The 23,443-nt window shown below is 72.0% G+C and carries 19 protein-coding genes; 11 read left to right on the top strand and 8 right to left on the bottom strand.

Annotation, left to right across the window (positions count from 1 at the left end; genetic code table 11):
- Positions 1 to 19: 19 nt before the first annotated feature.
- The 3 genes from AB0E07_RS04915 (at position 20) to AB0E07_RS04905 (ending at position 5,272) form a co-directional block, all read left to right on the top strand.
- Positions 20 to 3,169 carry a molecular chaperone Hsp90 gene (locus AB0E07_RS04915; protein WP_362246475.1) on the top strand — a complete coding sequence of 1,050 codons (3,150 nt, stop codon included), beginning with the start codon at positions 20 to 22 and terminating at the stop codon, positions 3,167 to 3,169.
- A gap of 175 nt (positions 3,170 to 3,344) precedes the next feature.
- Positions 3,345 to 4,205 (top strand): DUF5707 domain-containing protein, encoded by an 861-nt coding sequence (locus AB0E07_RS04910; RefSeq protein WP_362246473.1) that lies wholly within the window; start codon positions 3,345 to 3,347, stop codon positions 4,203 to 4,205.
- Positions 4,206 to 4,363: 158 nt separating this feature from the next.
- Positions 4,364 to 5,272: a hypothetical protein gene (locus tag AB0E07_RS04905; protein ID WP_362246471.1), complete on the top strand. Its 909-nt coding sequence runs from the start codon at positions 4,364 to 4,366 to the stop codon at positions 5,270 to 5,272.
- An 18-nt stretch (positions 5,273 to 5,290) separates the two neighbouring features.
- Here the strand turns inward: AB0E07_RS04905 and AB0E07_RS04900 are convergent, their stop codons facing one another.
- Positions 5,291 to 7,684 carry a cation-translocating P-type ATPase gene (locus AB0E07_RS04900; RefSeq protein ID WP_362246469.1) on the bottom strand — a complete coding sequence of 798 codons (2,394 nt, stop codon included), beginning with the start codon at positions 7,682 to 7,684 and terminating at the stop codon, positions 5,291 to 5,293.
- A 135-nt stretch (positions 7,685 to 7,819) separates the two neighbouring features.
- Positions 7,820 to 8,083 (bottom strand): DUF2530 domain-containing protein, encoded by a 264-nt coding sequence (locus AB0E07_RS04895; protein ID WP_362246467.1) that lies wholly within the window; start codon positions 8,081 to 8,083, stop codon positions 7,820 to 7,822.
- A gap of 132 nt (positions 8,084 to 8,215) precedes the next feature.
- Between AB0E07_RS04895 and AB0E07_RS04890 the strand changes: the two genes are divergently transcribed.
- Positions 8,216 to 9,667: an NCS2 family permease gene (locus AB0E07_RS04890; protein ID WP_362246465.1), complete on the top strand. Its 1,452-nt coding sequence runs from the start codon at positions 8,216 to 8,218 to the stop codon at positions 9,665 to 9,667.
- Positions 9,668 to 9,748: 81 nt separating this feature from the next.
- Here the strand turns inward: AB0E07_RS04890 and AB0E07_RS04885 are convergent, their stop codons facing one another.
- A complete protein-coding gene (locus AB0E07_RS04885) occupies positions 9,749 to 9,931 on the bottom strand; it encodes a ribbon-helix-helix protein, CopG family (RefSeq protein WP_015659639.1) in 183 nt (60 codons plus the stop codon).
- Positions 9,932 to 10,084: 153 nt separating this feature from the next.
- Between AB0E07_RS04885 and AB0E07_RS04880 the strand changes: the two genes are divergently transcribed.
- The 3 genes from AB0E07_RS04880 (at position 10,085) to thpR (ending at position 12,703) form a co-directional block, all read left to right on the top strand.
- Positions 10,085 to 10,522: a MarR family transcriptional regulator gene (locus AB0E07_RS04880; protein WP_362246462.1), complete on the top strand. Its 438-nt coding sequence runs from the start codon at positions 10,085 to 10,087 to the stop codon at positions 10,520 to 10,522.
- Positions 10,523 to 10,574: 52 nt separating this feature from the next.
- Entirely contained in the window at positions 10,575 to 11,909 is a 1,335-nt protein-coding gene (locus tag AB0E07_RS04875; RefSeq protein ID WP_362246460.1) for an MFS transporter, read from the top strand.
- A 221-nt stretch (positions 11,910 to 12,130) separates the two neighbouring features.
- Positions 12,131 to 12,703: an RNA 2',3'-cyclic phosphodiesterase gene (gene thpR / locus AB0E07_RS04870; RefSeq protein WP_362246458.1), complete on the top strand. Its 573-nt coding sequence runs from the start codon at positions 12,131 to 12,133 to the stop codon at positions 12,701 to 12,703.
- Positions 12,704 to 12,839: 136 nt separating this feature from the next.
- Here thpR and AB0E07_RS04865 read toward each other — a convergent pair whose 3' ends face one another.
- The 3 genes from AB0E07_RS04865 to AB0E07_RS04855 form a co-directional block, all read right to left on the bottom strand.
- On the bottom strand, positions 12,840 to 13,829 hold the full coding sequence (locus tag AB0E07_RS04865) for an aldo/keto reductase (protein WP_362246456.1): 990 nt from the start codon (positions 13,827 to 13,829) through the stop codon (positions 12,840 to 12,842).
- 44 nt (positions 13,830 to 13,873) lie between these two features.
- A complete protein-coding gene (locus AB0E07_RS04860; protein ID WP_362246454.1) occupies positions 13,874 to 14,494 on the bottom strand; it encodes a 1,4-alpha-glucan branching protein in 621 nt (206 codons plus the stop codon).
- A gap of 85 nt (positions 14,495 to 14,579) precedes the next feature.
- Complete coding sequence (locus AB0E07_RS04855) at positions 14,580 to 15,263, bottom strand: GDSL-type esterase/lipase family protein (RefSeq protein ID WP_362246452.1); 684 nt, start codon at positions 15,261 to 15,263, stop codon at positions 14,580 to 14,582.
- Between the two features lie 89 nt (positions 15,264 to 15,352).
- Here AB0E07_RS04855 and AB0E07_RS04850 point away from each other — a divergent pair, with 89 nt between their 5' ends.
- Positions 15,353 to 16,336 (top strand): WD40 repeat domain-containing protein, encoded by a 984-nt coding sequence (locus AB0E07_RS04850; RefSeq protein WP_362246449.1) that lies wholly within the window; start codon positions 15,353 to 15,355, stop codon positions 16,334 to 16,336.
- A 93-nt stretch (positions 16,337 to 16,429) separates the two neighbouring features.
- Here the strand turns inward: AB0E07_RS04850 and AB0E07_RS04845 are convergent, their stop codons facing one another.
- The gene (locus AB0E07_RS04845; protein ID WP_362246447.1) at positions 16,430 to 17,197 is read right to left on the bottom strand and encodes a TetR/AcrR family transcriptional regulator; all 768 of its coding nucleotides are present in this window, start codon (positions 17,195 to 17,197) and stop codon (positions 16,430 to 16,432) included.
- An 88-nt stretch (positions 17,198 to 17,285) separates the two neighbouring features.
- Here AB0E07_RS04845 and AB0E07_RS04840 point away from each other — a divergent pair, with 88 nt between their 5' ends.
- Positions 17,286 to 18,248: an ATP-binding cassette domain-containing protein gene (locus AB0E07_RS04840; protein ID WP_362246444.1), complete on the top strand. Its 963-nt coding sequence runs from the start codon at positions 17,286 to 17,288 to the stop codon at positions 18,246 to 18,248.
- The gene (locus AB0E07_RS04835) at positions 18,245 to 19,084 is read left to right on the top strand and encodes an ABC transporter permease (protein ID WP_362246442.1); all 840 of its coding nucleotides are present in this window, start codon (positions 18,245 to 18,247) and stop codon (positions 19,082 to 19,084) included. Before AB0E07_RS04840 ends, AB0E07_RS04835 begins: the two co-directional genes overlap by 4 nt.
- 106 nt (positions 19,085 to 19,190) lie before the next feature.
- On the opposite strand, the gene serC is transcribed toward AB0E07_RS04835, so the two are convergent.
- Complete coding sequence (gene serC / locus AB0E07_RS04830) at positions 19,191 to 20,309, bottom strand: phosphoserine transaminase (protein WP_362246440.1); 1,119 nt, start codon at positions 20,307 to 20,309, stop codon at positions 19,191 to 19,193.
- 91 nt (positions 20,310 to 20,400) lie between these two features.
- On the opposite strand from serC, the gene AB0E07_RS04825 reads away from it, so the two are divergent.
- Complete coding sequence (locus AB0E07_RS04825; protein ID WP_362246438.1) at positions 20,401 to 23,427, top strand: FAD-binding and (Fe-S)-binding domain-containing protein; 3,027 nt, start codon at positions 20,401 to 20,403, stop codon at positions 23,425 to 23,427.
- The last annotated feature ends 16 nt before the right edge of the window (positions 23,428 to 23,443 follow it).

The raw sequence follows: 23,443 nt of genomic DNA, 5'->3' as shown, positions 1-23,443 counted from the left end.
GCCGATGAGTGGAGTGAACGTGAGCAAGTTCGTGCGGCCGGCCGTCGGGGGAGCGGATCCGTTCGGGACCGCCCGGCTCCGGCGTGGGGTCCTGGACGCGTGGGCGACCAGCCCGGCCCGGTTCCGGGAGGACGCCAACGCCGAGGAGGACCTCGTCCTCGGCGGGTACCGGGACCGGCTCGTCGTGGAACTCGCCCAGAACGCCGCCGACGCCGCCGCCCGCGCCGGTGTCCCCGGACGGCTCAGGCTCACCCTGCGCGACGGCGTCCTGGTCGCCGCCAACACCGGCGCCCCGCTGGACGCGGCCGGTGTCGAGTCGCTCGCCACGCTCCGCGCCTCGGCGAAGCGGGACACCCCGTCCATCGGCCGCTTCGGCGTGGGTTTCGCCGCCGTCGTCTCCGTCACCGACGAGCCCGCCGTGGTGGGCCGGCACGGCGGCGTCCGCTGGTCCCTGGCCGAGGCCCGGGAACTCGCCGCCGACACCGCCCGGCACAGCCCCGGCCTCGGGGACGAGGTCCGCCGCCGCGACGGGCACGTCCCGCTGCTCCGGCTCCCGTTCGCCGCCGAGGGCACCGCACCCGACCCGTACGACACGGCCGTCATCCTGCCGCTGCGCGACACCGCCGCCGCCGACCTCGCCGAACGGCTCCTGGACGCCGTCGACGACGCCCTGCTGCTGGCCCTGCCCGGTCTCACCGAGGTCGTCGTCGAGACGGACACCGTGCGCACCCTGCGCCGCACCACCGAGGGCGCCTTCACCGTGGTGGAGGACTCCCGGGAAGGCACCACCCGCTGGCGCACCGCGTCCGCGCACGGGCCGCTCACCGCCGACCTGCTGGCCGACCGGCCGGTCGAGGAGCGGCTGCGGCCGCACTGGTCGGTGACCTGGGCGGTGCCCGCCGACGCCGACGGCGCCCCCGTCCGCCCCCGTACCAGCCCCGTGGTGCACGCCCCGACGCCCAGCGACGAGGCGCTCGGCGTGCCCGCCCTGCTCATCGCCTCCCTGCCGCTGGACACCACCCGGCGGCGCGCGGCCCCCGGCCCGCTGACCGACTTCGTCGTCGAGCGCGCCGCCGACGCCTACGCCGAACTCCTCGCCGCCTGGCGGCCGGTGACCGCGGGCATCATCGACCTGGTGCCCGGCCCGCTCGGCAAGGGCGAGCTGGACGGCGCGCTGCGGGCGGCGATCCTGACGCGGCTGCCGCGCACCGGGTTCCTGCCGCCCGCCCTGCCCGCGGCCCCCCGGCCCGACCCCGGCCCCGCCGACGACCTGTCCGAGACCGACACCCTGCCCGAGGCGCTGCGCCCGCGGGACGCCGAGGTGGTGGAGGGCGCGGGCGCCGACACGGTCCGGGTGCTCGCCGAGGTGCTGCCGACCCTGCTGCCCGCCGGTCTCGAACGGCGGGTGGAGCTGCGGACCCTGGAGGTCGCGCGGGTTCCGCTGACCGACGCCGTCGACCGGCTGGCGGGCCTGGAGAAGGACCCCGGCTGGTGGTGGCGGCTCTACGACAGCCTCGCCGGCGTCGACCCCGACCGGCTCTCCGGGCTGCCGGTGCCGCTGGCCGGGAGCGGGCGGACCGCCATCGGCCCCCGCCGGATCCTGCTGCCCACCCCGGGCGACGCCGGGATCGACCCGGAGCTGCTCGCCCGGCTCGGCCTGAAGGTCGCCCACCCGGACGCCGCCCACCCCCTGCTGGAGAAGCTCGGCGCGCTGCCCGCCACCCCCCGGGCGGTGCTCACCACCCCGCAGGTGCGGGCCGCGGTCGCCGCCTCCCTGGACGACGAGGGCCCCCTGGACTGGGAGCAGGACGCGCTCGACGCGGAGGAACTCGCCGACACCGTGCTCGCGTTGGTCCGGGACGCCGACCTCGACCCCGGTGACGAGCCGTGGCTCGGCGCGCTGGCGCTGCCCGACGAGGACGGGGAGCCGGCTCCCGCCGGTGAACTGGTGCTGCCCGGCAGCCCCTTCCACCAGGTCATGCGGGAGGGCGAACTCGCCACCGTGGACGCCGAGCTGGCCGAGCGGTGGGGCGAACAGCCCCTCGCCGCCTGCGGGGTGCTCGCCTCCTTCGCGCTCGTCCGGGCTGCTGACGTGGTGCTCGACCCCGACGAACTGGAGCCCCGCGAAGGGGACTTCGCCGAACCCGACGACGCCGGACTGCTGGACGCGGTGGACGTGTGGAGCGAGGACGTCCTCGACCGCTTCCCGGACAGCCCCGTCCCGCCCGTCGCCACGGAACTGGTCGCCGTGCGCGACCTGGACCTCGTCGACGACGACAAGTGGCCGCAGGCCCTCGCGATGCTCGCCCGCCCGCCGCTGCGCGACGCCCTCACCCAGCAGGTGCGGATCCTGCTGCCCGACGGCACCCACGAGGTCGTACGGCCCTACACCGCCTGGTGGTTGCGCGGGCACCCGGTGCTCGACGGCCGCCGCCCCGCGGGCCTGCTCGCGGCCGGCGGCGACCCGCTGCTGCGCGGCCTGTACGACGAGGCCGACGCGACCGGCTTCGACGACGAACAGGTGCTGCGGGCGCTGGGCGTGCGTACCTCGGTGGCCGCGCTGCTCGACGAACCCGGCGGTGCCGCGGAGCTGCTGGACCGGCTCGCCGACCCCGAGCGGGAGGTCACCGGGGCCCAACTGCACGCGCTCTACGGGGCGCTGGCCGACCTCGACCCCGAGCAGGTGACGCTCCCGGAGGAGCTGCGCGCGGTGGTCGACGGGCGGGTGGAGGTGGTGGACGCCGCGGAGGCGGTCGTCGTCGACTCGCCCGACCTGCTGCCCTTCACCGAGGGCGTGCCGCTGCTGCCGGTGCGTCCGGCGCGCGCCGCCGAACTGGCGGAGCTGTTCCAGGTGCGGCGGCTGAGCGAGTCCGTCACCGGCCGGGTCGACTCCGAGGGCACCGAGCACGAGGTGCCGGAGGCGGTGCGGGTGCTGCTCGGGGCGCGCACGCCCGCGTCGTACGTCGAGCACGAGGAACTCGTCGTGGACGGCGTGGAGATCGACTGGCGGCACACCGACGACGGGGTGCTGCACGCGGCCACGCTGGAGGGTGTCGCGGCGGGGCTGGCCTGGGCGGCGGGGCAGTGGCCGCGGCGGTTCGAGGTGGCGGCGCTGCTGGAGGACCCGTCCCGGACCCGGGAACTGGCCCGGGACCGCTGGTTCGACTGAGGGGTGCACCGGACGCCGGAACCTTCACGGAAGAACTTCCGTACGTCGTACAACCATTCACATGTGTCACAGGTCTGATCGTGCGAGCCAACAGGCTCCACGATCACTTGGGCCCCGACAGCCGACGAGCCGTAGGGAACGACCACGTCGGGGTCCCTCTCCACGTGGGGAACACATGCGCATTCGAGCCACCGTGGCCGCCGTCACCGGCGCCCTGGCCCTGTCCGCCCTTGCTGTCCCGTTCGCGCAGGCCGACTCGCGGGACGCCGCCGGAGCGGACAAGCCGAGCGCCGCCGAGCGCTTCGGCTCCTCCTCCGCCAAGTCCGCGTTCAGCACGGCCGCCGAGGCGCCCACCGTCTCCAACGTGACGGTGAACGCCGGCAAGAACCTCGTCTTCGGTGTCACGACCGAGAAGACCTTCACCGTTTCCCTCACCGCGTCGCACCCGAGCGGTATCGCGGACGCGTACATGGACCTGTGGCACGGCACCGACCCGGTGGAGGACATCGACGGCTACTTCCCGCCGAACGAGGAAGCCGCCACCTGCACCCCGGTCAGCGCCACCACGTCGAACTGCAAGCTCACCATCACCGCGAGCACGTACGACGACCTGCTCTCCAACACGCTGGCCGGCAGCTGGCACGTGACCGCGGCCGCGCTGTCCAACGACGGCGAGATCTACGCCAACGACTTCTACAAGACCCACAAGGTCCAGCGCACCTCGAAGCTGACCGTCAACGCCTCCCCGGAGCCGGTGAAGAAGGGCAAGACCATCACGGTCACCGGCAAGCTGACCCGCGCCAACTGGGAGGAGCTCAAGTACTCGGGCATCCCCAGCGGTCAGAGCGTCGTGCTGCAGTTCCGCAAGAAGGGCTCCACGACGTACTCCAACGTCAAGGGCATCAAGACCACCACCGGCGGCGCGCTGAAGACCACCACCACCGCGTCCACCGACGGCTACTACCGCTTCGTCTACAAGGGCATCACGAGCACCGCGCCGGCCACCGCCGCCGGTGACTTCGTCGACGTGCAGTAGCAGTTGACGCTTCGTCCGACGCCCGCCCCCGGCAGCCGGCCGGGGGCGGGTGTCCGTGTTTTCGGTCAATCGCGGAGTCGCGGGGCAACCGAACCAACCCAGGTGCCATCTGATCTCGTGGAGCATCCAGGCTCCCTTCACGACCACTTGGGGAACGCATGCGCATACGTGCCACCGTCGCCGCCGTCACCGGCGCCCTGGCCCTGTCCGCCTTCGCCGTGCCGGCCGCGCAGGCCGACGACTCCGGCTCCGCCTACCGCGCCGACGTCGCGAAGGCCCGTGCCGCGCACGCCAAGAGCGCCTTCGGCACCCGCGCGGACACCCCGTACGACATGGACGTCACCTTCTCCAACTTCAAGATCGCCAAGAGCTTCAAGGTCGGTGCGAAGGACCGCGTCTCGACGACGGTCACCTACACGCTGACCCACGCGGCGGACGTCGACATCACGGCCGACGACTTCGAGACCGGCCCGTACCTCTACAAGGGCTCCTACACGGCCCCCGACAACATGCTCTTCGGCAACGCGCCGGCGACCTGCGCCGCGACCTCCGCGACCACCGCCGACTGCAAGGGCAAGATCGACGTCTACCCCTCCGAGGGCGAGCTGATCAACGCCGACGCCGGCTCCTGGAAGGGCGCGGCCCTCGCGCTCGCCCGGAACGGCCAGGACCCGCTCAGCGACGAGTACGACATCACCAAGACCGGTTACGCCGACCAGGGCGGTCTCGGCTCCACGCTGGTCCAGCGCAACGCGAAGCTGACCGTGGACGCCGCGCCGGAGCCGGTGAAGAAGGGCAAGACCATCACGGTCACCGGCAAGCTGACCCGCGCCAACTGGGAGACCAACAAGTACTCCGGCCTGCCCAGCGGCCAGAGCGTGGTCCTCCAGTTCCGCAAGGCCGGCACCACCGCCTACACCAACGTCAAGGGCATCAAGACCACCACCGGCGGCGCCCTGAAGACGACCGTGAAGGCCGACGTGGACGGCTACTACCGCTTCACCTACGCCGGCATCACCAGCACCGCGCCGGTCTCCGCCGCGGGCGACTTCGTCGACGTGCGGTAGGACGTCCCGCACCGCGTCTCACGCGGGGAAGCGGCGGTCGACCCACCTCCACAGGAACTCCAGGGCGACCGCCGCCACCGCCGAGATGCCCACCGCGATCCACGGCATCGTGACGCCCACCAGCTTCAGCGCGAAGAACTCCTGGAGCCACGGCACGACCAGCACCACGACGAAGCCCAGCGCCATGGAGCCCACCAGTACCACCCGCCACCAGGTGTAGGGGCGGGCGATGATGGCCAGCACCCACATCGAGATCAGGAACAGGGTGAGCGTGGCCGCGCTGGTCTCCGCGTCCAGCGCCCCCTCGCCCGTGTAGTGGTGCCGGGCGATCAGATAGGTCAGGAAGGTCGCGACGGCGGCCACCACCCCACCGGGGATCGAGTACCGCATCACCCGCCGTACGAAGTGCGGTCGCGCGCGCTCCTTGTTGGGCGCGAGGGCGAGGAAGAAGGCCGGGACGCCGATCGTCAGGGTGGACAGCAGCGTCAGGTGCCGCGGCAGGAACGGGTACTCCACCTGCCAGCACACCACCAGCACCGCCAGCAGCACCGAGTACACGGTCTTCACCAGGAACAGGGTGGCGACCCGGGTGATGTTCCCGATCACCCGTCGCCCCTCGGCGACCACCGAGGGCAGCGTCGCGAAGCTGTTGTTGAGCAGCACGATCTGGGCCACCGCCCGGGTCGCCTCGGACCCGGAGCCCATGGCGACGCCGATGTCGGCGTCCTTCAGCGCGAGGACGTCGTTGACGCCGTCGCCGGTCATCGCGACGGTGTGCCCGTGCGCCTGGAGCGCGCTCACCATGTCCCGCTTCTGCTGCGGGGTGACCCGTCCGAAGACCGTGCCCGCGTCCAGGGCCTCGGCCATGCCGTCCTTCTCGCGCGGCAGCGTCCGGGCGTCGACCGTGCTGCCCTCCAGACCCAGCTTGGCGGCGACCGCGCCCACGGAGACGGCGTTGTCACCGGAGATGACCTTGGCGCGGACGTTCTGCTCGGCGAAGTAGCGCAGGGTGTCGGCGGCGTCGGGCCGCAGCCGCTGCTCCAGGACGACCAGCGCGGCCGGCCTGGCACCGGCGGCCACCTCGGGGGCGTCCAGCTCGCGTCCGGTGCGGGCCAGGAGCAGGACGCGCAGGCCCTGCTCGTTGAGCCGTTCGGTCTCGGCGAGGGCGGGGTCGTCCGGGGCGAGCAGCACGTCGGGCGCCCCCAGCAGCCAGGTGCTGGACTCGCCGTTGCCCTCGCTGAAGGAGGCGCCGCTGTACTTGCGGGCGGAGGAGAAGGGGAGGGACTCGGTGCAGCGCCAGTCCTCGGTGTCGGGGTAGGCGTCGATGATGGCCTGGAGGGAGGCGTTGGGGCGGGGGTCGGACTCGCCGAGGGCGCCGAGCACCCGGCGTATGTACTCCTCGTCCTGGCCGCCGAGCGGTCTCAGCTCGGTGACGTCCATGCCGCCCTCGGTGAGGGTGCCGGTCTTGTCGAGGCAGACGGTGTCGACGCGGGCGAGGCCCTCGATGGCGGGGAGTTCCTGGACAAGGCACTGTTTTCGGCCAAGTCGGATGACGCCGATGGCGAAGGCGACGGAGGTGAGCAGGACCAGGCCCTCCGGGACCATGGGGACGATGCCGCCGACGGTCCGGGCGACGGAGTCGTCCAGGTCGTTGTTCTTCACGAACAGTTGGGTGGCGACCAGGCCGAGCGCGGCCGGGACCATCATCCAGGTCACGTACTTGAGGATGGTGGAGATGCCGGAGCGCAGCTCGGAGTGGACGAGGGTGAAGCGGGACGCCTCCTCGGCGAGCTGGGCGGCGTAGGCCTCGCGGCCGACCTTGGTGGCCTGGAAGGCGCCGCCGCCCGCGACCACGAAGCTGCCGGAGAGGACCTGGTCACCGGGGCGTTTGACGACCGGGTCGGCCTCGCCGGTGAGCAGGGACTCGTCGATCTCCAGCCCGTCCGCCTCGACGCAGATCCCGTCGACGACGGCCTTGTCGCCGGGCCCGATCTCGATCAGGTCGTCCAGCACGATCTCGGCCGTCGCCACCTCGGTGGCGATGCCGTCGCGCCGGACGGTGGGCCGGGCCTCTCCGATGACGGCGAGGGAGTCCAGGGTCTTCTTCGCCCGCCACTCCTGGACGATGCCGATGCCGGTGTTGGCGAGGATGACGAAGCCGAACAGGCTGTCCTGGATCGGCGCGACGAACAGCATGATCACCCAGAGCACGCCGATGATGGCGTTGAACCGGGTGAAGACGTTGGCCCTGACGATCTCGGTGGTGGACCGGCTGCTGCGCACCGGGATGTCGTTGACCTGGCCGCGCCCGATCCGCTCGGCCACCTCGGCGGCGGTCAGTCCGCCGGCGTCCACCGGGGCGGGCGGCGTACGGCCGGGATCGACTTCGGTGCCCGCGTCGAGGTGCGTCATGCCTTCGACGGTACGTGCGGAACTACGGCTTCACCCGCCGAGTGCGCGCAGATCCGACCTGGGGAGGACGGCCAACGCCGCGAAGTGGTTCCGTGGTTGTAGTCCGCCACCGGGGGCGGCTCGCGGGCCGCGCGGCTACGGCTGCGGCTGCTCGGACTCCGCCGCCCGCTTGAGCGCCGCGTCGCGGCCCCGGACGTACCAGATGCCGATCAGGCCGAGACCGGCGCCGGCCAGGCAGGTCCACACCCACCAGGCGTGCCCGCGGTCGTCGAACCAGCCGTAGAACGGCAGCTGGACCAGGAAGAGGACGAACCAGAGGATCGTGCCGCCGGTGATGGTGGCGACGACGGGGCCCTCCAGGGGCTCCGGCGCCTCGTGCTTGGGGGTCCACTTCGCCATGGGCACAGCTTACGAGGCGATCGGAATGTGACACGGCCGACCATGGTCTACGCGCGGAGATAGCGATCGCCTCCTTATATGTTCATACTGAAACCGTTTGTCTTTGACCACTTCTGTTCGTAGGAAACGCCAATGACCACCTCGGCCTCCGCCAAGGTCCCCGCCCCCGAGCAGCCCGGCGGCGCGCCCGCGTACGGCGCCCTCGACCGCTACTTCAAGATCTCGGAGCGGGGCAGCACGCTCGCGCGTGAGGTACGCGGTGGCTTCGCCACCTTCTTCGCGATGGCCTACATCATCGTGCTGAACCCGATCATCCTGGGCAGCGCGAAGGACATGTACGGCAACCAGCTCGACAACGGTCAGCTGGTCACCGCCACCGCGCTGACGGCGGCCTTCACCACCCTGCTGATGGGTGTCATCGGCAACGTCCCGATCGCGCTGGCCGCCGGCCTCGGCGTGAACTCCGTCGTCGCGCTCCAGCTCGCGCCCCGGATGTCCTGGCCGGACGCCATGGGCATGGTCGTGCTGGCGGGCTTCGTGGTGATGCTGCTGGTCGCCACGGGTCTGCGCGAGCGGGTGATGAACGCGGTGCCGTTCGGCCTGCGCAAGGCGATCTCGATCGGTATCGGCCTGTTCATCATGCTGATCGGTCTGGTGGACTCCGGCTTCGTCTCGCGCATCCCGGACGCCGCCCACACCACCGTCCCGCTCCAGCTCGGCAGCGACGGTCACCTCAACGGCTGGCCGGTGCTCGTCTTCATCCTGGGCGCCCTGCTGACGCTCGCCCTGATCGTGCGCAAGGTCTCCGGCGCCATCCTGATCTCGATCGTCGTCATGACGGTCGTCGCGCTGGTCGTCGAGGCGGTCGCGGACATCCCCTCCTGGGGTCTGACCACCCCGAAGTGGCCCGGCAACCCGGTCGCCACCCCCGACTTCGGCCTCGTCGGCGAGGTCAGCCTGTTCGGCGGCTTCGCGAAGGTCGGCGTACTGACCGGCGTGCTGTTCGTCTTCACGGTCCTGCTGTCGTGCTTCTTCGACGCGATGGGCACGATCATGGGCGTCTCCGACGAGGCGAAGCTGACCGACGCCCAGGGTCAGATGCCCGGCATCAACAAGGTCCTGTTCGTCGACGGCCTCGCGGTCGCCGCGGGCGGTGCCAGCTCCTCCTCGGCCACCACGGCCTTCGTGGAGTCGACGGCGGGTGTCGGCGAGGGCGCCCGGACCGGCTTCGCCAACATCGTCACCGGCGGCCTGTTCACCGCGGCCCTGTTCCTGACGCCGATCGCCACCATGGTTCCGTCCCAGGCGGCCACCCCGGCGCTGCTCGCGGTCGGCTTCCTGATCCTGGCCGGCTCCGTGAAGGAGATCGACTGGGCCGACTACACGATCGCGATCCCGGCCTTCGTCACGATGGTGATGATGCCGTTCACCTACTCGATCACCAACGGCATCGGCATGGGCTTCATCACCTTCGTGGTGCTGCGGCTGGCGGCCGGGCGGGGCAGGGAGATCCCCGCCGCGATGTACGTCGTCTCCGCCGTCTTCGCCTTCTACTACCTGATGCCGGCGTTGGGTCTGACCTGATCCCGGCCCTGGGTCTGACCTGATCCCGCGTCCCGGTTCTCGGAGTTCTCGGAGTTCTCGGGGTCACCCGCCCGGGTGGGATCAGGTGACCCCGTAGAACTTCTCCGTCTCCTCGACGGCGGTCTGGAACCGCTCGTCGAAGTCGTCGCGAATGAGCGTCCGGACCACATAGTCCTGGACGCTCATTCCCCTTTTCGCCGCATGGTGCCGGAGCCGTTCGAGCAGCTCCCCGTCTATCCGCAGGCTGAGCACGCTGGTCCCCATGGACCGAGGGTCACCCCATGCGGGCGGGCCATGGGTCACTTTCCGGAATCGGCTCACTCATATGGGTGATGAAGAGGTTCAGTGGCCTGAGTCACGGGCAGATGGGCGCTCACGGGTGGTCTTTAGTCAGGGTAATGAGTTAACCTAAAGAACATGTCGGACCTTACCCATGGCGACGACGTTGCCGCCGTGAACTCCCTGCGATCCGCCGTCATGCGGCTGTCCCGCCGGCTCAAGCACCAGCGGGTCGACGAGTCGCTGAGCCCCACCGAGATGTCGGTGCTCGGCACCCTGTCCAACTGCGGCAAGGCCACTCCGGGCGAACTCGCCCGCAAGGAGCACGTCCAGCCGCCGTCGATGACCCGCATCGTCGCGCTGCTGGAGGCCAAGGGGCTGGTCCGCCTGGAGCCGCATCCCGAGGACCGGCGCCAGAAGGTCGTCACGAAGACGGAACAGGCCGAGGCGATGCTCGCCGAGAGCCGCGCCAAGCGCAACGCCTTCCTGGCCACCCTGGTCGACGGTCTCGACGAGGACGAGTGGGCGAAACTCCGCGCCGCCGCCCCCGTGCTGGAGAAGCTCGCGCATCTGTAGGCGCGCATCTGTAGGCGCGTATCTGTAGAGAGGCCCAGAAGGAGGCGACCCTTTGAGTACGGGATCCGGAGCAGCTTCCGCCCCCGCACCGACCACTCCTACCACCAAGTCCTCGTCCTCGATGTTCAGCTCGCTGCGCGTCCGGAACTACCGCCTGTTCTTCATGGGACAGGTCGTCTCCAACACCGGCACCTGGATGCAGCGCATCGCCCAGGACTGGCTGGTGCTCAGCCTCACCGGCTCCGCGACCGCGGTCGGCATCACCACGGCCCTCCAGTTCCTGCCGATGCTCCTCTTCGGCCTGTACGGCGGTGTCCTCGTCGACCGGCTGCCCAAGCGGCCCACCCTGCTGGCCACCCAGTCCGCGATGGCCGTCACCGGTCTCGCGCTGGCCTTCCTGACCCTGACCGGACACGTCGAGGTCTGGCACGTCTACGTCGCCGCCTTCGCCATGCGCCTCGCGACGGTCCTCGACAACCCCGCCCGCCAGTCCTTCGTCACCGAGATGGTCGGACCCGAGCAGCTCCAGAACGCCGTCAGTCTGAACTCGGCGAACTTCCAGTCCGCGCGGCTGGTCGGCCCCGCCGTGGCCGGTCTGATGATCACCGGGGTCGGCACGGGGTGGGCGTTCCTCTTCAACGGCCTGTCCTTCGTCGCCCCCATCTCCGGGCTGCTGCTGATGCGGGCGCGGGAGCTGCACACCGTCGAGCGGGCGCCGCGCGGCAAGGGGCAGCTGCGCGAGGGGCTGCGCTACGTCGCCGGGCGGCCCGAGCTGATCTGGCCCATCGTGCTGGTCGGCTTCGTCGGCACGTTCGCCTTCAACTTCCCCGTCTACCTCTCCGCCTTCACCGACGAGGTCTTCCACGCGGGAGCCGGCTCCTACAGCCTGTTCAACACGCTCATGGCGGTCGGCTCGGTCACCGGGGCGCTGCTCGCCGCGCGGCGGGGCACGGCGCGGCTCAGGGTGCTGAGTCTGGCCGCGATGGTGTTCGGCGCGGTGGAGATCGCCGCGGCGGTGACTCCCGAGCTGTGGATGTTCGCGCTGCTGATGATTCCGCTGGGGCTGTTCGGGATGACGGTCAACGTCACCGCGAACACCACGATCCAGATGTCGACGGATCCGGCCATGCGGGGGCGGGTGATGTCGCTCTACATGATGGTCTTCCTCGGGGGTTCGCCGGTGGGCGCGCCGATCGTGGGGTGGATCACCGACACGTACGGGCCCCGGGTGGGGCTCGCTGTCGGTGGGGCGGTCGCGGCGGTGGCCGCGGCGGTCATCGGGCTGGTGCTTGCCCGGGTGGGCGGGCTGCGGCTGTCCGTGGGGTGGGATCGGGGGCATCCCGTGGTGCGGTTCGTTCCGCGTGAGCGGGTCGCTTCCGCGGTGTGAGCGGGCGGGGGTGCTCGGTCGGGGGTGTTCGGTCGGGTGCGGCGCCGTCGTGGCTGGTCGCGCAGTTCCCCGCGCCCCTGAGAGGCGGGTGCGGCGCCGTCGTGGCTGGTCGCGCAGTTCCCCGCGCCCCTGAGAGGCGGGTGCGGCGTTGTCGTGGCTGGTCGCGTAGTTCCTCGCGTCCCTGGGTGGGTGGGGGTGGCTGGTGGTGGTTGGGTGGGGGGATGAGGCTTTTTGCCGCGGTGCTTCCGCCGGAGGGTGTGTCCGATGAACTCGCCCTTGAAGTCGGTGCGCTGAAGAAGCTGCCGGGGGCGGATCTGATGCGGTGGACCGGGCAGCCCGGGTGGCACTTCACGTTGGCCTTCTACGGGGAGGTCGAGGACGCGGTCGTGCCGGGGCTGTCGGAGCGGCTGGCGCGGGTCGCGCGGCGGACCGGGCCGTTCGGGCTGGGGCTGCGCGGGGGCGGACAGTTCGGGCACGGGCGGGCCCTGTGGATCGGCGCCGACGGCGACGTGGCGGCGCTGCGGCTGCTCGCCGACCGGGCGGAGGCCGCCGGGCGCAAGGCAGGGGTGCCGATGGGCGACCACCGGCGCTACCGGCCGCACCTGACCGTGGCGCGCAGCCGGGACGCGGTGGACGTGACGCCGTACCTGTCGGCCCTGGACGCCTTCACCGGCCGTGACTGGACGGTGGCGGAGCTGGCGCTGGTGCGCAGCAGCCTGCCGAGGTCCGGGGTGCCGGGGGAGCAGCCGCGGTACGAGGCGGTCGCCCGCTGGCCACTCGGCGCGGGCGGTTAGGCTCGGAGTGTGGACCCGAAAACCCGGAACCGGATCATGGCCGGTGCGCTCGTACTGATGTTCGTCGTGGTGGCGCTCGCCTCCGCCCGAGGCTGGTGAGGGGACGCTCCCGCGCGGAGCGCCCCCTGCGCCGCGCCTACCAGGCGAACGCCTCCGGAGAGGGCCCCGGCCCGGGGAAGACCTCGTCCAGGCCGGCCAGCAGTTCCTCGCCCAGTTCCAGCTCCACCGCCCGCAGCGCGGAGTCGAGCTGGTCCGCGGTGCGTGGGCCGACGATCGGGCCGGTCACACCGGGCCGGGTGAGCAGCCAGGCCAGGGCGGCCTCACCGGGCTCCACACCGTGCTTGTCCAGCAGGTCCTCGTAGGACTGGAGCCGGGCGCGGGCCGCCGGGTCGGCCAGGGTGTCCGCGGCGCGGCCCGAGGCACGCCGGCCGCCCTCGGCCTCCTTCTTGATGATCCCGCCGAGCAGACCCCCGTGCAGGGGTGACCAGGGGATGACGCCGAGGCCGTAGTCCTGGGCGGCCGGGACGACCTCCATCTCGGCGCGCCGCTCGTAGAGGTTGTACAGGCACTGCTCGCTGACCAGACCGAGGGAGCCGCGGCGGGCGGCGGTCTCGTTGGCCTGGGCGATCTTGTAGCCGGGGAAGTTGCTGGACCCGGCGTAAAGGATCTTGCCCTGCTGGACCAGGACGTCGATCGCCTGCCAGATCTCCTCGAACGGGGTGTCCCGGTCGACGTGGTGGAACTGGTAGACGTCGATGTAGTCGGTGCCGAGCCGCTTCAGCGAGGCGTCCACGGCGCGGCGGATGTTGAGCGCCGAGAGCTTGTCGTGGTTCGGCCAGGCCGGGCCGTCGGCGCCCATGTTGCCGTACACCTTGGTGGCGAGGACGACCTTGTCGCGGCGGTCGCCGCCCTGGGCGAACCAGTTGCCGAGGATCGACTCGGTGCGGCCCTTGTTCTCGCCCCACCCATAGACATTCGCCGTGTCGAAGAAATTGATACCGGCGTCCAGGGCCGCGTCCATGATCGCGTGGCTGTCGGCCTCGTCGGTCTGGGGGCCGAAGTTCATGGTGCCGAGGACGAGCCGGCTGACCTTGAGTCCCGTGCGTCCGAGCTGCGTGTACTTCATGGCGTACCAGCCAACTGCGTGGAGTGGACTCGAAGCAAGGACGTTCAGCGCAGCTCGGCGAAGAGTCCTCGGGTGGGGGAGCCGTCCGCGGTCGTCCAGTGGCCGGAGACGTGGCCGAGGGCGCCGGGGGGAGGGGAGTCGGGGAGGCCGAGGCGGCGGTGCAGGCGCAGGGTGGTGCCGTCGGAGGCGCGGATGACGGTGCCGGTCGCGTCGTCGACGGCGGGGCCGGTCGCGCGCAGGCCGCCGGTTCCGCCGTACGAGTGGGCGATCTCGTGGTCGGGGGTGCTGTCGATGCTCTGCGCCTGCGGCTGGGCGCGGCCCTCGATCAGTGCGAACAACTCCGTGACGAGCACCGGGTCGTGGCAGCCGTCGTAGGCCCAGCGCCTGCCGAGCACGCCGTGCTCCAGGGTGCCGATCAGCGCGTGCTCGGCGCCGTCCAGCGGGGCGCCGCGGTAGGTGAGGGGCACCAGGTACGCGGTTCCCGAGGCGTCGGTGGTCACCATGAACTCGACCCCCACCTCCCCCTCCGGGTCGTCCAGCCGGAACCCACCCGCCTTGGCCAACTCCGGGCTCTCGGAACCCTCGTACCAGGGGCGACCGGGCAGCCAGCCGGCGAGCAGTTCGAGCTTGGTCGGCTTCAGCGTGGTGCGGTGGATGATCGACATGGGGTCGATTCTGTCAGCCGCGGGGCGAGAACTTGTCGGTCCGCAGGGCGAGTTGTCGGACGGTGTGCCCGCGCCGGCGGGGCAGTCAGTCCGTCCCGGGTCCGTACGTGTCGCCGATGCCCCATGCCTCGCTCATCGCCGCCGCGAAGGCCGCGGCGATGCGGTGTTCGCCGTTGGCGTTGGGGTGGGTGCCGTCGTAGGTGTCGGTGTGGAGGTCGTAGTCCTCGGGCGGGGACGCCAGCAGGATCGGGGAGCGGGGTTCGTCGAGGTCGGCGACCTCCTTGGCGAGCAGGACGTTGAACTGGTCCACCTGCTCGGCGAAGGCGGGGTCGGCGGCGGCCCGGATGTTCGGGATGACCGGCAGAAACACCATCCGCACCCGCGGCCGGGCGGCCCGTGCCTCGGTGACGAAGGCCCGTACGTTCTCCGCCGTCTGCTCGGCGTTGGTGTAGAAGCCGAGGTCGATCAGGCCGAGGGCGACGAGGAGGACGTCGGGGCGGTGGTCGCGGACCGCCTGTCCGACCAGCGGCGCCATGTGCAGCCAGCCCTCGCCCCAGCCGGCCAGGTGGGCGCGGGGGAAGTCGGGGTCGGCGTAGGCGTGCGAGGTGGGGGCGTCGGTGGCCTTGTCGTAGAGCTCCTCGCGCGGGCCGACGAGGGTGCAGGGGCCGCCGTACGTGGTGCACAGGTGCCGCCACAGCCGGTAGCGCCAGGTGTGTTCGCCCGCGCTTCCGATCGTCTGCGAATCACCGACGGGCATGAACCTGAGCATTCGCTCATGATGGACGATCCGCGGGACCGGTGGGGTGTGAGGCCGGACACGCGGGCCGAAGCGGCGGGCGGGATGGCAGGCTTGGCGGCATGCGCCGACCCTTCGCCCTTCTCGCCGCTGTCCTCGTCACGGGCGTGTTCGCCGTGCCCGCCTCCGCCGCCGACGGCGACGAGGCCTTCACCATCGAGGACCCGCGGATCACCGAGTCCAGCGGCCTGGCCGCCTCCCGTCAGCACCCGGGCGTCTACTGGACCCACAACGACAGCGACGACGGCGCCTACCTGTACGCCGTGGACAGCGCCACGGGCGAGACGGTCGCGACCGTCACGATGACCGGGGTCGGCGCCCCGCGGGACGTCGAGGCGATCTCCGTCGGGCCGGACGACCACCTCTACGTCGGCGACATCGGCGACAACCTCGGCGGCACCTGGCCGCACGTGTGGATCTACGAACTGCCCGAGCCGAAGGAGCTGAAGGACCAGACCCTGAAGGCCACGCAGTACGTCGTGCAGTACTCCGACGGCGCCCGGGACGCGGAGTCGCTCGTGGTGCACCCGAAGACCGGCCGGGTGTACATCGTCGACAAGAACGAGGCCGGCGGGCATCTGTACGAGGGGCCGGCGGAACTGTCGGCCTCCGGTACGAACGTCTTCCGGCCCGTCGCCGCCGTGCCCGACCTGGAGGCCACCGACGCGGCCCTCTCCCCGGACGGTCAGGACCTCGTCGTGCGCAGCTACTTCGGCGCCGTCCACTACGACTGGAACGGCGGCGACCTCAAGCGCGTCGGCCGCCTGAGCGTGCCCTTCCTCGGGCAGGGCGAGTCCGTCACCTACACCGCCGACGGCTCCAGGCTCATGTACGGCGCCGAGGGCGAGCGGAGTTCGGTGGAGCCGGAGGACGCGCCGGGGGGCGGGGGCGGGGACGGTGGTTCCAGGTCCGGGGGTGACTCCAAGTCCCCTTCGGGGGAGGAGGGTTCGGGGGACGGTGGCGGTGACTACAAGGTCGGCGCGCTCGCGGTGGCGGCCGTCCTCGCCGTGGTCCTCGGCTTCCGGAGGCTGCTGCGCCGCCGGTGAGGCCGGAGCCGAGCGGGTGGGGAGTCGGCCCGCTGAGATCGCCGCCCGCGCCGGTGAGACGGCCGGGGGAGCCCGCGGTGGCCTGACCGCCCGTCACTCCTCGCGGCGCCGGGCCACGCACACTTCGAGGCCGTCCAGGATGCGTTGCAGCCCGAACTCGAAGTGGTCGAAGTCGGGGCCCCAGGTGTTCTCGTCGAGGGAGGCGAGCAGCGGGTAGCGGTCGGTGGTGAGGACCTTCTCCAGGATCGGCGTCTGCGCCTGCCAGAACTCCGCGTCGGTCAGCCCGGTGCGCCGCTCCGCCTCCCGCTGGTAGAGCTGGGTGCGCGCGGCGCCCACCACATAGCCGTCGATCATGATGATCGCCGAGACCAGTTCGGGGTCGCTCAGCCCCATCGGCTTGATCCGGGCGAGCATCTTCTCCATGCCGTCCAGGGCGCTCGGTCCGAGCAGCGGGCGGGACTGGTTGACCTGGAGCAGCCAGGGGTGGCGCCGGTACAGCTCCAGGGTTGCCCGGCCGAGGGCCTCCAGCGCGGAGCGCCAGCTGCCGTCGCCGAAGCCGTCGGGGTCCTCGGAGGGGCGCTGGACGTGGTCCAGCATCAGGTCGAGCAGTTCGCCCTTGCCGGGGACGTAGCGGTACAGCGACATGGTGCCGGTGCCGAGTTCCGCGGCGACCCGGCGCATCGAGGCCGCCTCAAGGCCCTCGGTGTCCGCCACCCGGACCGCGGCTTCCACGATCCGGTCGAGTGTGAGCGTCGGCCGCGGGCCCCGGCTGGGGCGCCGTCCGGTGTCCCACAGCAGCTCCATGGTGCGCGCGATGTCGCCGCTGCCGCTGGTCTCCGTACCGCCCTTGCCGCTGGTCATGGCGGTCAGTCTAGGACCCCGGAGAAAAACTGGGTACGGCGTACGCGAAATCGGGTACGGTGTACTCAGTTACGGAGAAGGGGGATCCATGACCGACGGATACGCCGTACGGGCAGAGGCTCTTCAGAAGCGGTACGGCGACAAGAACGCCCTGGACGGATTCGATCTCGCCGTCCGCGAGGGCACCGTGCACGGACTGCTCGGCCCGAACGGCGCCGGGAAGACCACCGCCGTGCGCATCCTGTCCACGCTGCTGAGGCTGGACGGCGGACACGCCACCGTGGCCGGTCTGGACGTGGTCCGCCGGGCGCGGGAAGTGCGCGCCCGGATCGGGCTCACCGGGCAGTACGCGGCCGTGGACGAGGTGCTCACCGGACGGCAGAACCTGGAGATGTTCGGCCGGCTGTTCCACCTCGGCGGGAAGCGGGCCAGGGCCCGTGCGGTCGAGCTGCTGGAGCAGTTCGACCTGACCGACGCCGCCGAGAAGGGCGTCGGCAAGTACAGCGGCGGCATGCGGCGCCGCCTCGACCTCGCCGCCTCGATGATCCTGGCGCCGTCGGTCCTGTTCCTCGACGAGCCGACGACCGGGCTCGATCCGCGCAGCCGGGGTGAGGTCTGGGATTCGGTGCGGGCGTTGGTGGCGAGCGGCACCACCGTGCTGCTGACCACGCAGTACCTGGAGGAGGCCGACAAGCTGGCCTCCCGGATCACCGTCATCGACCAGGGGCGGGCCATCGCCGACGACACCCCGGACGGGCTGAAGAACCTCGTCGGCGGCGACCGGATCGAGGTGGTCGTGGCGGAGCGCTCCGACATCCCGCGGGCGGTGAAGGTCGTCGCCCGGGTCTCCGACGGCGAACCGGAGTCGGACGAGACCGAGTTGCGGGTGCACGCGCCCGTGACCGACCGGGTGGCCGCGCTCACCGAGGTGGCCCGCACCCTTCAGGACGAGGGCGTCGCGGTGGAGGACATCGGGCTGCGCAGGCCGAGCCTCGACGACGTGTTCCTGCGCCTGACCGGGCACCGCACCGAGAAGGAGGCGGCCGCATGACCACCGTGGACACCGTTGACACCGTTGACCTCAACACCCAGGCCGGGCACGGCCGTACGTACTGGCTGCTCGCCGACGTCTGGAACATCGTCCGCCGGGGCCTGACCCACTACCGGCGTCAGCCCGTCAACATCGCCTGGCAGCTGGGCTTCCCGATCCTCTCCGTCCTGCTCTACGGCTATGTCTTCGGCAGCGCGATGACGGTGCCCGGCGGCGGGGACTACAAGGACTTCCTGATGCCGGGCATGTTCGTGATGACCATGGCCTTCGGCTTCATCAACACCGCCACCCTGGTCGTCTACGACTCCACCAAGGGGGTCATCGACCGCTTCCGCTCGATGCCGATGGAGTCCTCCGCGGTGGTCGCCGGGCGCGGGGTGACCGATCTCCTCGTCGCCTGCGCCGAGTTGGCCATCATGATGCTGACCGCGGTGGCGATGGGCTGGCGCCCGGACGGCGGGCTGAACTTCCTGGCCGCGTTCGGACTGCTGCTGTGGCTGCGCTGCTCGCTGATCTGGATCGGGGTGTGGCTCGGCCTGATCGTCCCCAACCCGGAGGCGGCGGGCGGTCTGTTCGCGGTGGCGTTCCCGCTGACGATGATCTCCAGCATCTTCGTCGCCCCGCAGCTGATGCCCGACTGGCTGGGCTGGGTGGCGGCCTGGAACCCGATCTCCTCCACGGCGGCGGCGACCCGCGACCTGTTCGGCACCCCGGTCGGCGGCGGCGACTCCTGGGTCGAGGAACACGCCCTGCTGATGGCGGGCGTGTGGCCGGTCGTACTGACGCTGATCTTCCTGCCGCTCGCGGTCCGCAGGTTCCAGAAGCTCAGCCGCTGACGGCCGACGGCCCTCGGCGGAACGGCGGAACGGCGGAACGGACGAAGGGCGCCCACTCGCGTGGGCGCCCTTCGCCGTCGTACGGAAGCCGGTTACAGCTTCTCGATCACAGCTTCTCGATCACGTAGTCGACGCACTTCGTCAGCGCCTCGACGTCCGCCGGGTCGATGGCCGGGAACATCGCGATCCGCAGCTGGTTGCGGCCCAGCTTGCGGTAGGGCTCAGTGTCCACGACGCCGTTGGCGCGCAGGACCTTGGCCACGGCGGCCGCGTCGATCTCGTCGGCGAAGTCGATCGTGCCGATGACCTGCGAGCGCTTGGCCGCGTCGGTGACGAACGGCGTCGCGTACTTGCTCTCCTCCGCCCAGCCGTACAGCCGGGTCGAGGAGTCCTTCGTACGGGCCGAGGACCAGGCGAGACCGCCCTGGCCGTTGATCCACTCCAGCTGCTGGTTCAGCAGGAAGAGGGTCGCGAGCGCCGGGGTGTTGTACGTCTGGTTCTTGCGGGAGTTGTCGATCGCCGTCGGCAGGCTGAAGAACTCCGGGACGTGCCGGCCGGAGGCGTGGACCCGCTCGGCGCGCTCGATCGCGGCCGGGGAGAACACGCCGATCCACAGGCCGCCGTCGGAGGCGAAGGACTTCTGCGGGGCGAAGTAGTAGACGTCCGTCTCGGCGATGTCCACGGGCAGACCGCCCGCGCCGGAGGTGGCGTCCACCAGGACCAGGGAGCCCTCGTCCGCACCTGCCACGCGCTTGATCGGCATGGCGACACCGGTGGAGGTCTCGTTGTGGGTGTACGCGTACACGTCCACGCCCGCCTCGGCCCGCGGCTCCGGGTGCGTGCCCGGCTCGCTCGCGATGACCGTGGGCTCGGCCAGCCAGGGGGCGAGCTTGGCGGCCTTGGCGAACTTCGAGCTGAACTCACCGAAGTTGAGGTGCTGCGACTTGTTTTCGATCAGGCCGTGCGTCGCCACGTCCCAGAACGCGGTGGAGCCGCCGTTGCCGAGGACGACCTCGTACCCCTCGGGCAGGGAGAACAGCTCACTGATGCCCTCGCGCACCTGACCGACCAGGTTCTTGACCGGAGCCTGGCGGTGGGAGGTACCGAGGAGGGACGTGCCGGTGGCGGCCAGCGCGTCCAGCGCTTCCGTCCGCACCTTGGAGGGGCCCGCGCCGAATCGACCGTCGGCGGGCTTGATGTCAGCGGGAATCTGGATCTCAGCCACGGAAGGGAGGGTAGCCGTTGGGGGAAACCTGGTCGAAACGCAGTCCGTCGGCTGAGACGGGAGGCGGGGGGCGGTTTGGAATGCTGGGAGCATGACGGTTCCAGAGGCTGAGCTGCGCAAGGCCGTCCGGGGCGAGGTCCGGTTCGACGCCACCGCCCGGGCGCTGACCACCATGGACGCCTCCAACTACCGGCGTGTCCCGCTCGGCGTGGTCGCCCCGCGGGACGCCGAGGACGTGGCGGCGGTGCTGGAGATCTGCCGCGCCCACGGCGTGCCGGTCGTACCGCGCGGCGGGGGCACCTCCATCGCCGGCCAGGCCACCGGCACCGGAATCGTCCTGGACTTCACCCGCCACATGAACCGGCTGCTCTCCCTCGACCCGGAGAACCGCACCGCCGTCGTGCAGCCGGGACTCGTACTGGACCGCCTCCAGGAGGCTGCCGCCCCGCACGGCCTGCGCTTCGGGCCCGACCCCTCCACCCACTCCCGCTGCACGCTCGGCGGGATGATCGGCAACAACTCCTGCGGCTCGCACTCGGTGGCCTGGGGGACCACCGCGGACAGCGTGCGGGAGCTGGAGGTGCTCACCGCGCGCGGCGAGCGGCTGCGCCCCGGCCGCGGCTGGGCGGGCGCGCCCGAGGGACTGCGGAGCCTGGTGGAGGGCGAACTCGCCCTGCTGCGCACCGGGTTCCCGGAGCTGCCCCGCCGGATCTCCGGGTACGCCCTCGACGCGCTGCTGCCGGAGCGCGGCGCGGACGTGGCGCGCTCGCTGTGCGGCTCGGAGGGCACGCTCGGGGTGCTCACCGAGGCGGTCGTCGACCTGGTGGCGGCGCCTCCCGCGCGGGCCCTGGCCGTGCTGGGCTACGCCGACGAGGGCGCCGCCGCCGACGCGGCCGCCGGACTCCTCCCGCACGGCCCGCTGACCGTCGAGGGCATGGCGGCCGACCTGGTGCCCTCCGCGGTCGCGCTGCCCCGGGGCGCCGCCTGGCTGTTCGTCGAGACCGGCGGGGAGTCGGCGGCCGAGGCACGCGCGCGGGCCGAGGCGATCGTGCGGGCCGCCGACGCGGCGGACGCCCTGGTGGTCACCGACGCGGCCGGGCAGCGGGCCCTGTGGCGGATCCGGGAGGACGCCAGCGGGACGGCGACGCGGATGCCGGACGGCAGCGAGGCGTGGCCCGGCTGGGAGGACTGCGCGGTGCCCCCGGCCCGGCTCGGCGCCTACCTGCGGGACTTCCGCGCCCTGCTCACCGGGCACGGGCTGCGCGGCACCCCGTACGGGCACTTCGGGGACGGCTGCATCCATGTCCGGATCGACTTCGACCTGCTCACCGCGGCGGGCGTGGCCCGCTTCCGGCGTTTCTCCGAGGAACTCGCCGACCTGGTCGTGGCGCACGGCGGCTCGCTCTCCGGGGAGCACGGCGACGGCCGGGCGCGCGCGGAACTGCTGCCGCGGATGTACGGGCCCCGGCTGGTGGGCCTGTTCGAGCGGGCGAAGACGGTGTGGGACCCCGACGGCCTGCTCAACCCCGGCATGCTGGTCCGCCCCGCGCCCCTCGACACCGACCTCCGCTTCTCCGTACTGCCCCGCGAACCGGTCGACGTCGCCTTCGGCTACCCCACCGACGGCGGTGACTTCGCCGCCGCCGTACGCCGCTGCGTGGGCGTCGCCACATGCCGTACGACGGGGGCGGCCGGCTCCGCCGTCATGTGCCCCTCCTTCCGGGCGACCGGCGAGGAGGAGCACTCCACGCGGGGGCGGGCCCGGCTGCTGCACGAGATGCTCGCCGGTGAGGTCGTCACCGACGGCTGGCGCTCCACCGAGGTCCGCGACGCCCTCGACCTGTGCCTGTCCTGCAAGGGCTGCCGCTCCGACTGCCCGGTCGGCGTCGACATGGCCACGTACAAGGCGGAGTTCCTGCACCACCACTACGCCGGGCGCCGCCGGCCGGCCGCCCACCACTCCATGGGCCGGCTGCCGGAGTGGCTGCGCCTGGTGGCGCTGACCCGGACCGCGGGAGCGGTCAACGCCCTCGCCTCGGTCCCCGCCCTGGCGGCGCTCGGCAAGCGGCTGGGCGGGATCGCGGGGGAGCGGAGGGTTCCGAGGCTGGCGAGGCGGACGTTCAGTGGATGGTGGCGGGCCCGGAGCGCCCCGGACCGTGCCGCCGGGGGTGCCGTGGGCCGGGGTGGCTCGGGCTCGGTTGCCGGGGGTGCCGTGGGCCGGGGTGGTTCGGACCCGGTTGCCGGGGGTGCCGTGGGCCGGGGTGGTTCGGACCCGGTTGCCGGGGGTGCCGTGGGCCGGGGTGGTTCGGACCCGGCTGCCGGGGGTGCCCTGGTCGTGCTGTGGCCGGACACCTTCACCGAGCATCTCTCGCCCTCCGTCGGCCGGGCGGCCGTGCGGGTCCTGGAGGCGGCGGGACTGCGGGTGGCGCTGCCGCCCACCCTGCGCACCCGCCGCCGGCCGGTCGGGGACGCCCGTACGGCCTCCGCCCTCTCCCTGCTCACGGCCCGCCGCCGGGGCCGCGTCTGCTGCGGCCTGACCTACATCTCCACCGGGCAGCTGGACCGGGCCCGCGCGGTGCTGCGCCGCACGCTGGACCTGATGGAACCGGTGCTGGAGACGTCCGCGCCGGTCGTGGTCCTCGAACCGAGCTGCGCCGCCGCCCTCCGCACCGACCTGCCCGAACTGCTCCACGACGATCCGCGCGCCGCGCTGCTCGCCTCCCGGGTCCTCACCTTCGCCGAGACCCTCCGGCGCCACGCCCCCGACTGGACCCCGCCCGTCCTGGACCGCCCGGTCACCGGCCAGACCCACTGCCACCAACACGCCGTACTGGGCGACGACGCGGACCGCGCTCTGCGCGCGGCGGCGGGGCTGACGGGCGAGCTGAACGGCGGCTGCTGCGGGCTCGCGGGCAACTTCGGCTTCGAGAAAGGCCACTTCGAGGTGTCCGCCGCCTGCGCCGAGGAACAGCTCCTCCCGTCGGTGCGGCAGGCGCCGCCGGACGCGGTGCTCCTGGCGGACGGCTACTCCTGCCGAACCCAGCTGGAGCAGTTGGGCGGGGTCCGGGGACGCCATCTCGCGGAGGTGCTGGCGGAGGCGCTGGACGACGAGGACTGAGCCGGCTCGGGCCGCC

Origin of the sequence: Streptomyces sp. NPDC048002 (assembly GCF_040653275.1) — a bacterium.
In the GTDB taxonomy this organism is placed as follows: Bacteria; Actinomycetota; Actinomycetes; order Streptomycetales; family Streptomycetaceae; genus Streptomyces.
The sequence above is the reverse complement of the archived record's forward strand: the minus strand, read 5'-3'. Positions and strand labels throughout refer to the sequence as shown.

Coding starts and splice junctions, on each gene's coding strand:
- AB0E07_RS04855 (WP_362246452.1), bottom strand. CDS start 15,263: ATGCTCAGGTTCATGCCCGTCGGTGATTCGCAGACGATCGGAAGCGCG.
- AB0E07_RS04825 (WP_362246438.1), top strand. CDS start 20,401: ATGACGGTTCCAGAGGCTGAGCTGCGCAAGGCCGTCCGGGGCGAGGTC.
- AB0E07_RS04910 (WP_362246473.1), top strand. CDS start 3,345: ATGCGCATTCGAGCCACCGTGGCCGCCGTCACCGGCGCCCTGGCCCTG.
- AB0E07_RS04880 (WP_362246462.1), top strand. CDS start 10,085: ATGTCGGACCTTACCCATGGCGACGACGTTGCCGCCGTGAACTCCCTG.
- AB0E07_RS04905 (WP_362246471.1), top strand. CDS start 4,364: ATGCGCATACGTGCCACCGTCGCCGCCGTCACCGGCGCCCTGGCCCTG.
- AB0E07_RS04845 (WP_362246447.1), bottom strand. CDS start 17,197: ATGACCAGCGGCAAGGGCGGTACGGAGACCAGCGGCAGCGGCGACATC.
- AB0E07_RS04840 (WP_362246444.1), top strand. CDS start 17,286: ATGACCGACGGATACGCCGTACGGGCAGAGGCTCTTCAGAAGCGGTAC.
- AB0E07_RS04895 (WP_362246467.1), bottom strand. CDS start 8,083: ATGGCGAAGTGGACCCCCAAGCACGAGGCGCCGGAGCCCCTGGAGGGC.
- AB0E07_RS04835 (WP_362246442.1), top strand. CDS start 18,245: ATGACCACCGTGGACACCGTTGACACCGTTGACCTCAACACCCAGGCC.
- AB0E07_RS04900 (WP_362246469.1), bottom strand. CDS start 7,684: ATGACGCACCTCGACGCGGGCACCGAAGTCGATCCCGGCCGTACGCCG.
- AB0E07_RS04890 (WP_362246465.1), top strand. CDS start 8,216: ATGACCACCTCGGCCTCCGCCAAGGTCCCCGCCCCCGAGCAGCCCGGC.
- AB0E07_RS04860 (WP_362246454.1), bottom strand. CDS start 14,494: ATGTCGATCATCCACCGCACCACGCTGAAGCCGACCAAGCTCGAACTG.
- AB0E07_RS04885 (WP_015659639.1), bottom strand. CDS start 9,931: ATGGGGACCAGCGTGCTCAGCCTGCGGATAGACGGGGAGCTGCTCGAA.
- AB0E07_RS04865 (WP_362246456.1), bottom strand. CDS start 13,829: ATGAAGTACACGCAGCTCGGACGCACGGGACTCAAGGTCAGCCGGCTC.
- AB0E07_RS04850 (WP_362246449.1), top strand. CDS start 15,353: ATGCGCCGACCCTTCGCCCTTCTCGCCGCTGTCCTCGTCACGGGCGTG.
- thpR (WP_362246458.1), top strand. CDS start 12,131: ATGAGGCTTTTTGCCGCGGTGCTTCCGCCGGAGGGTGTGTCCGATGAA.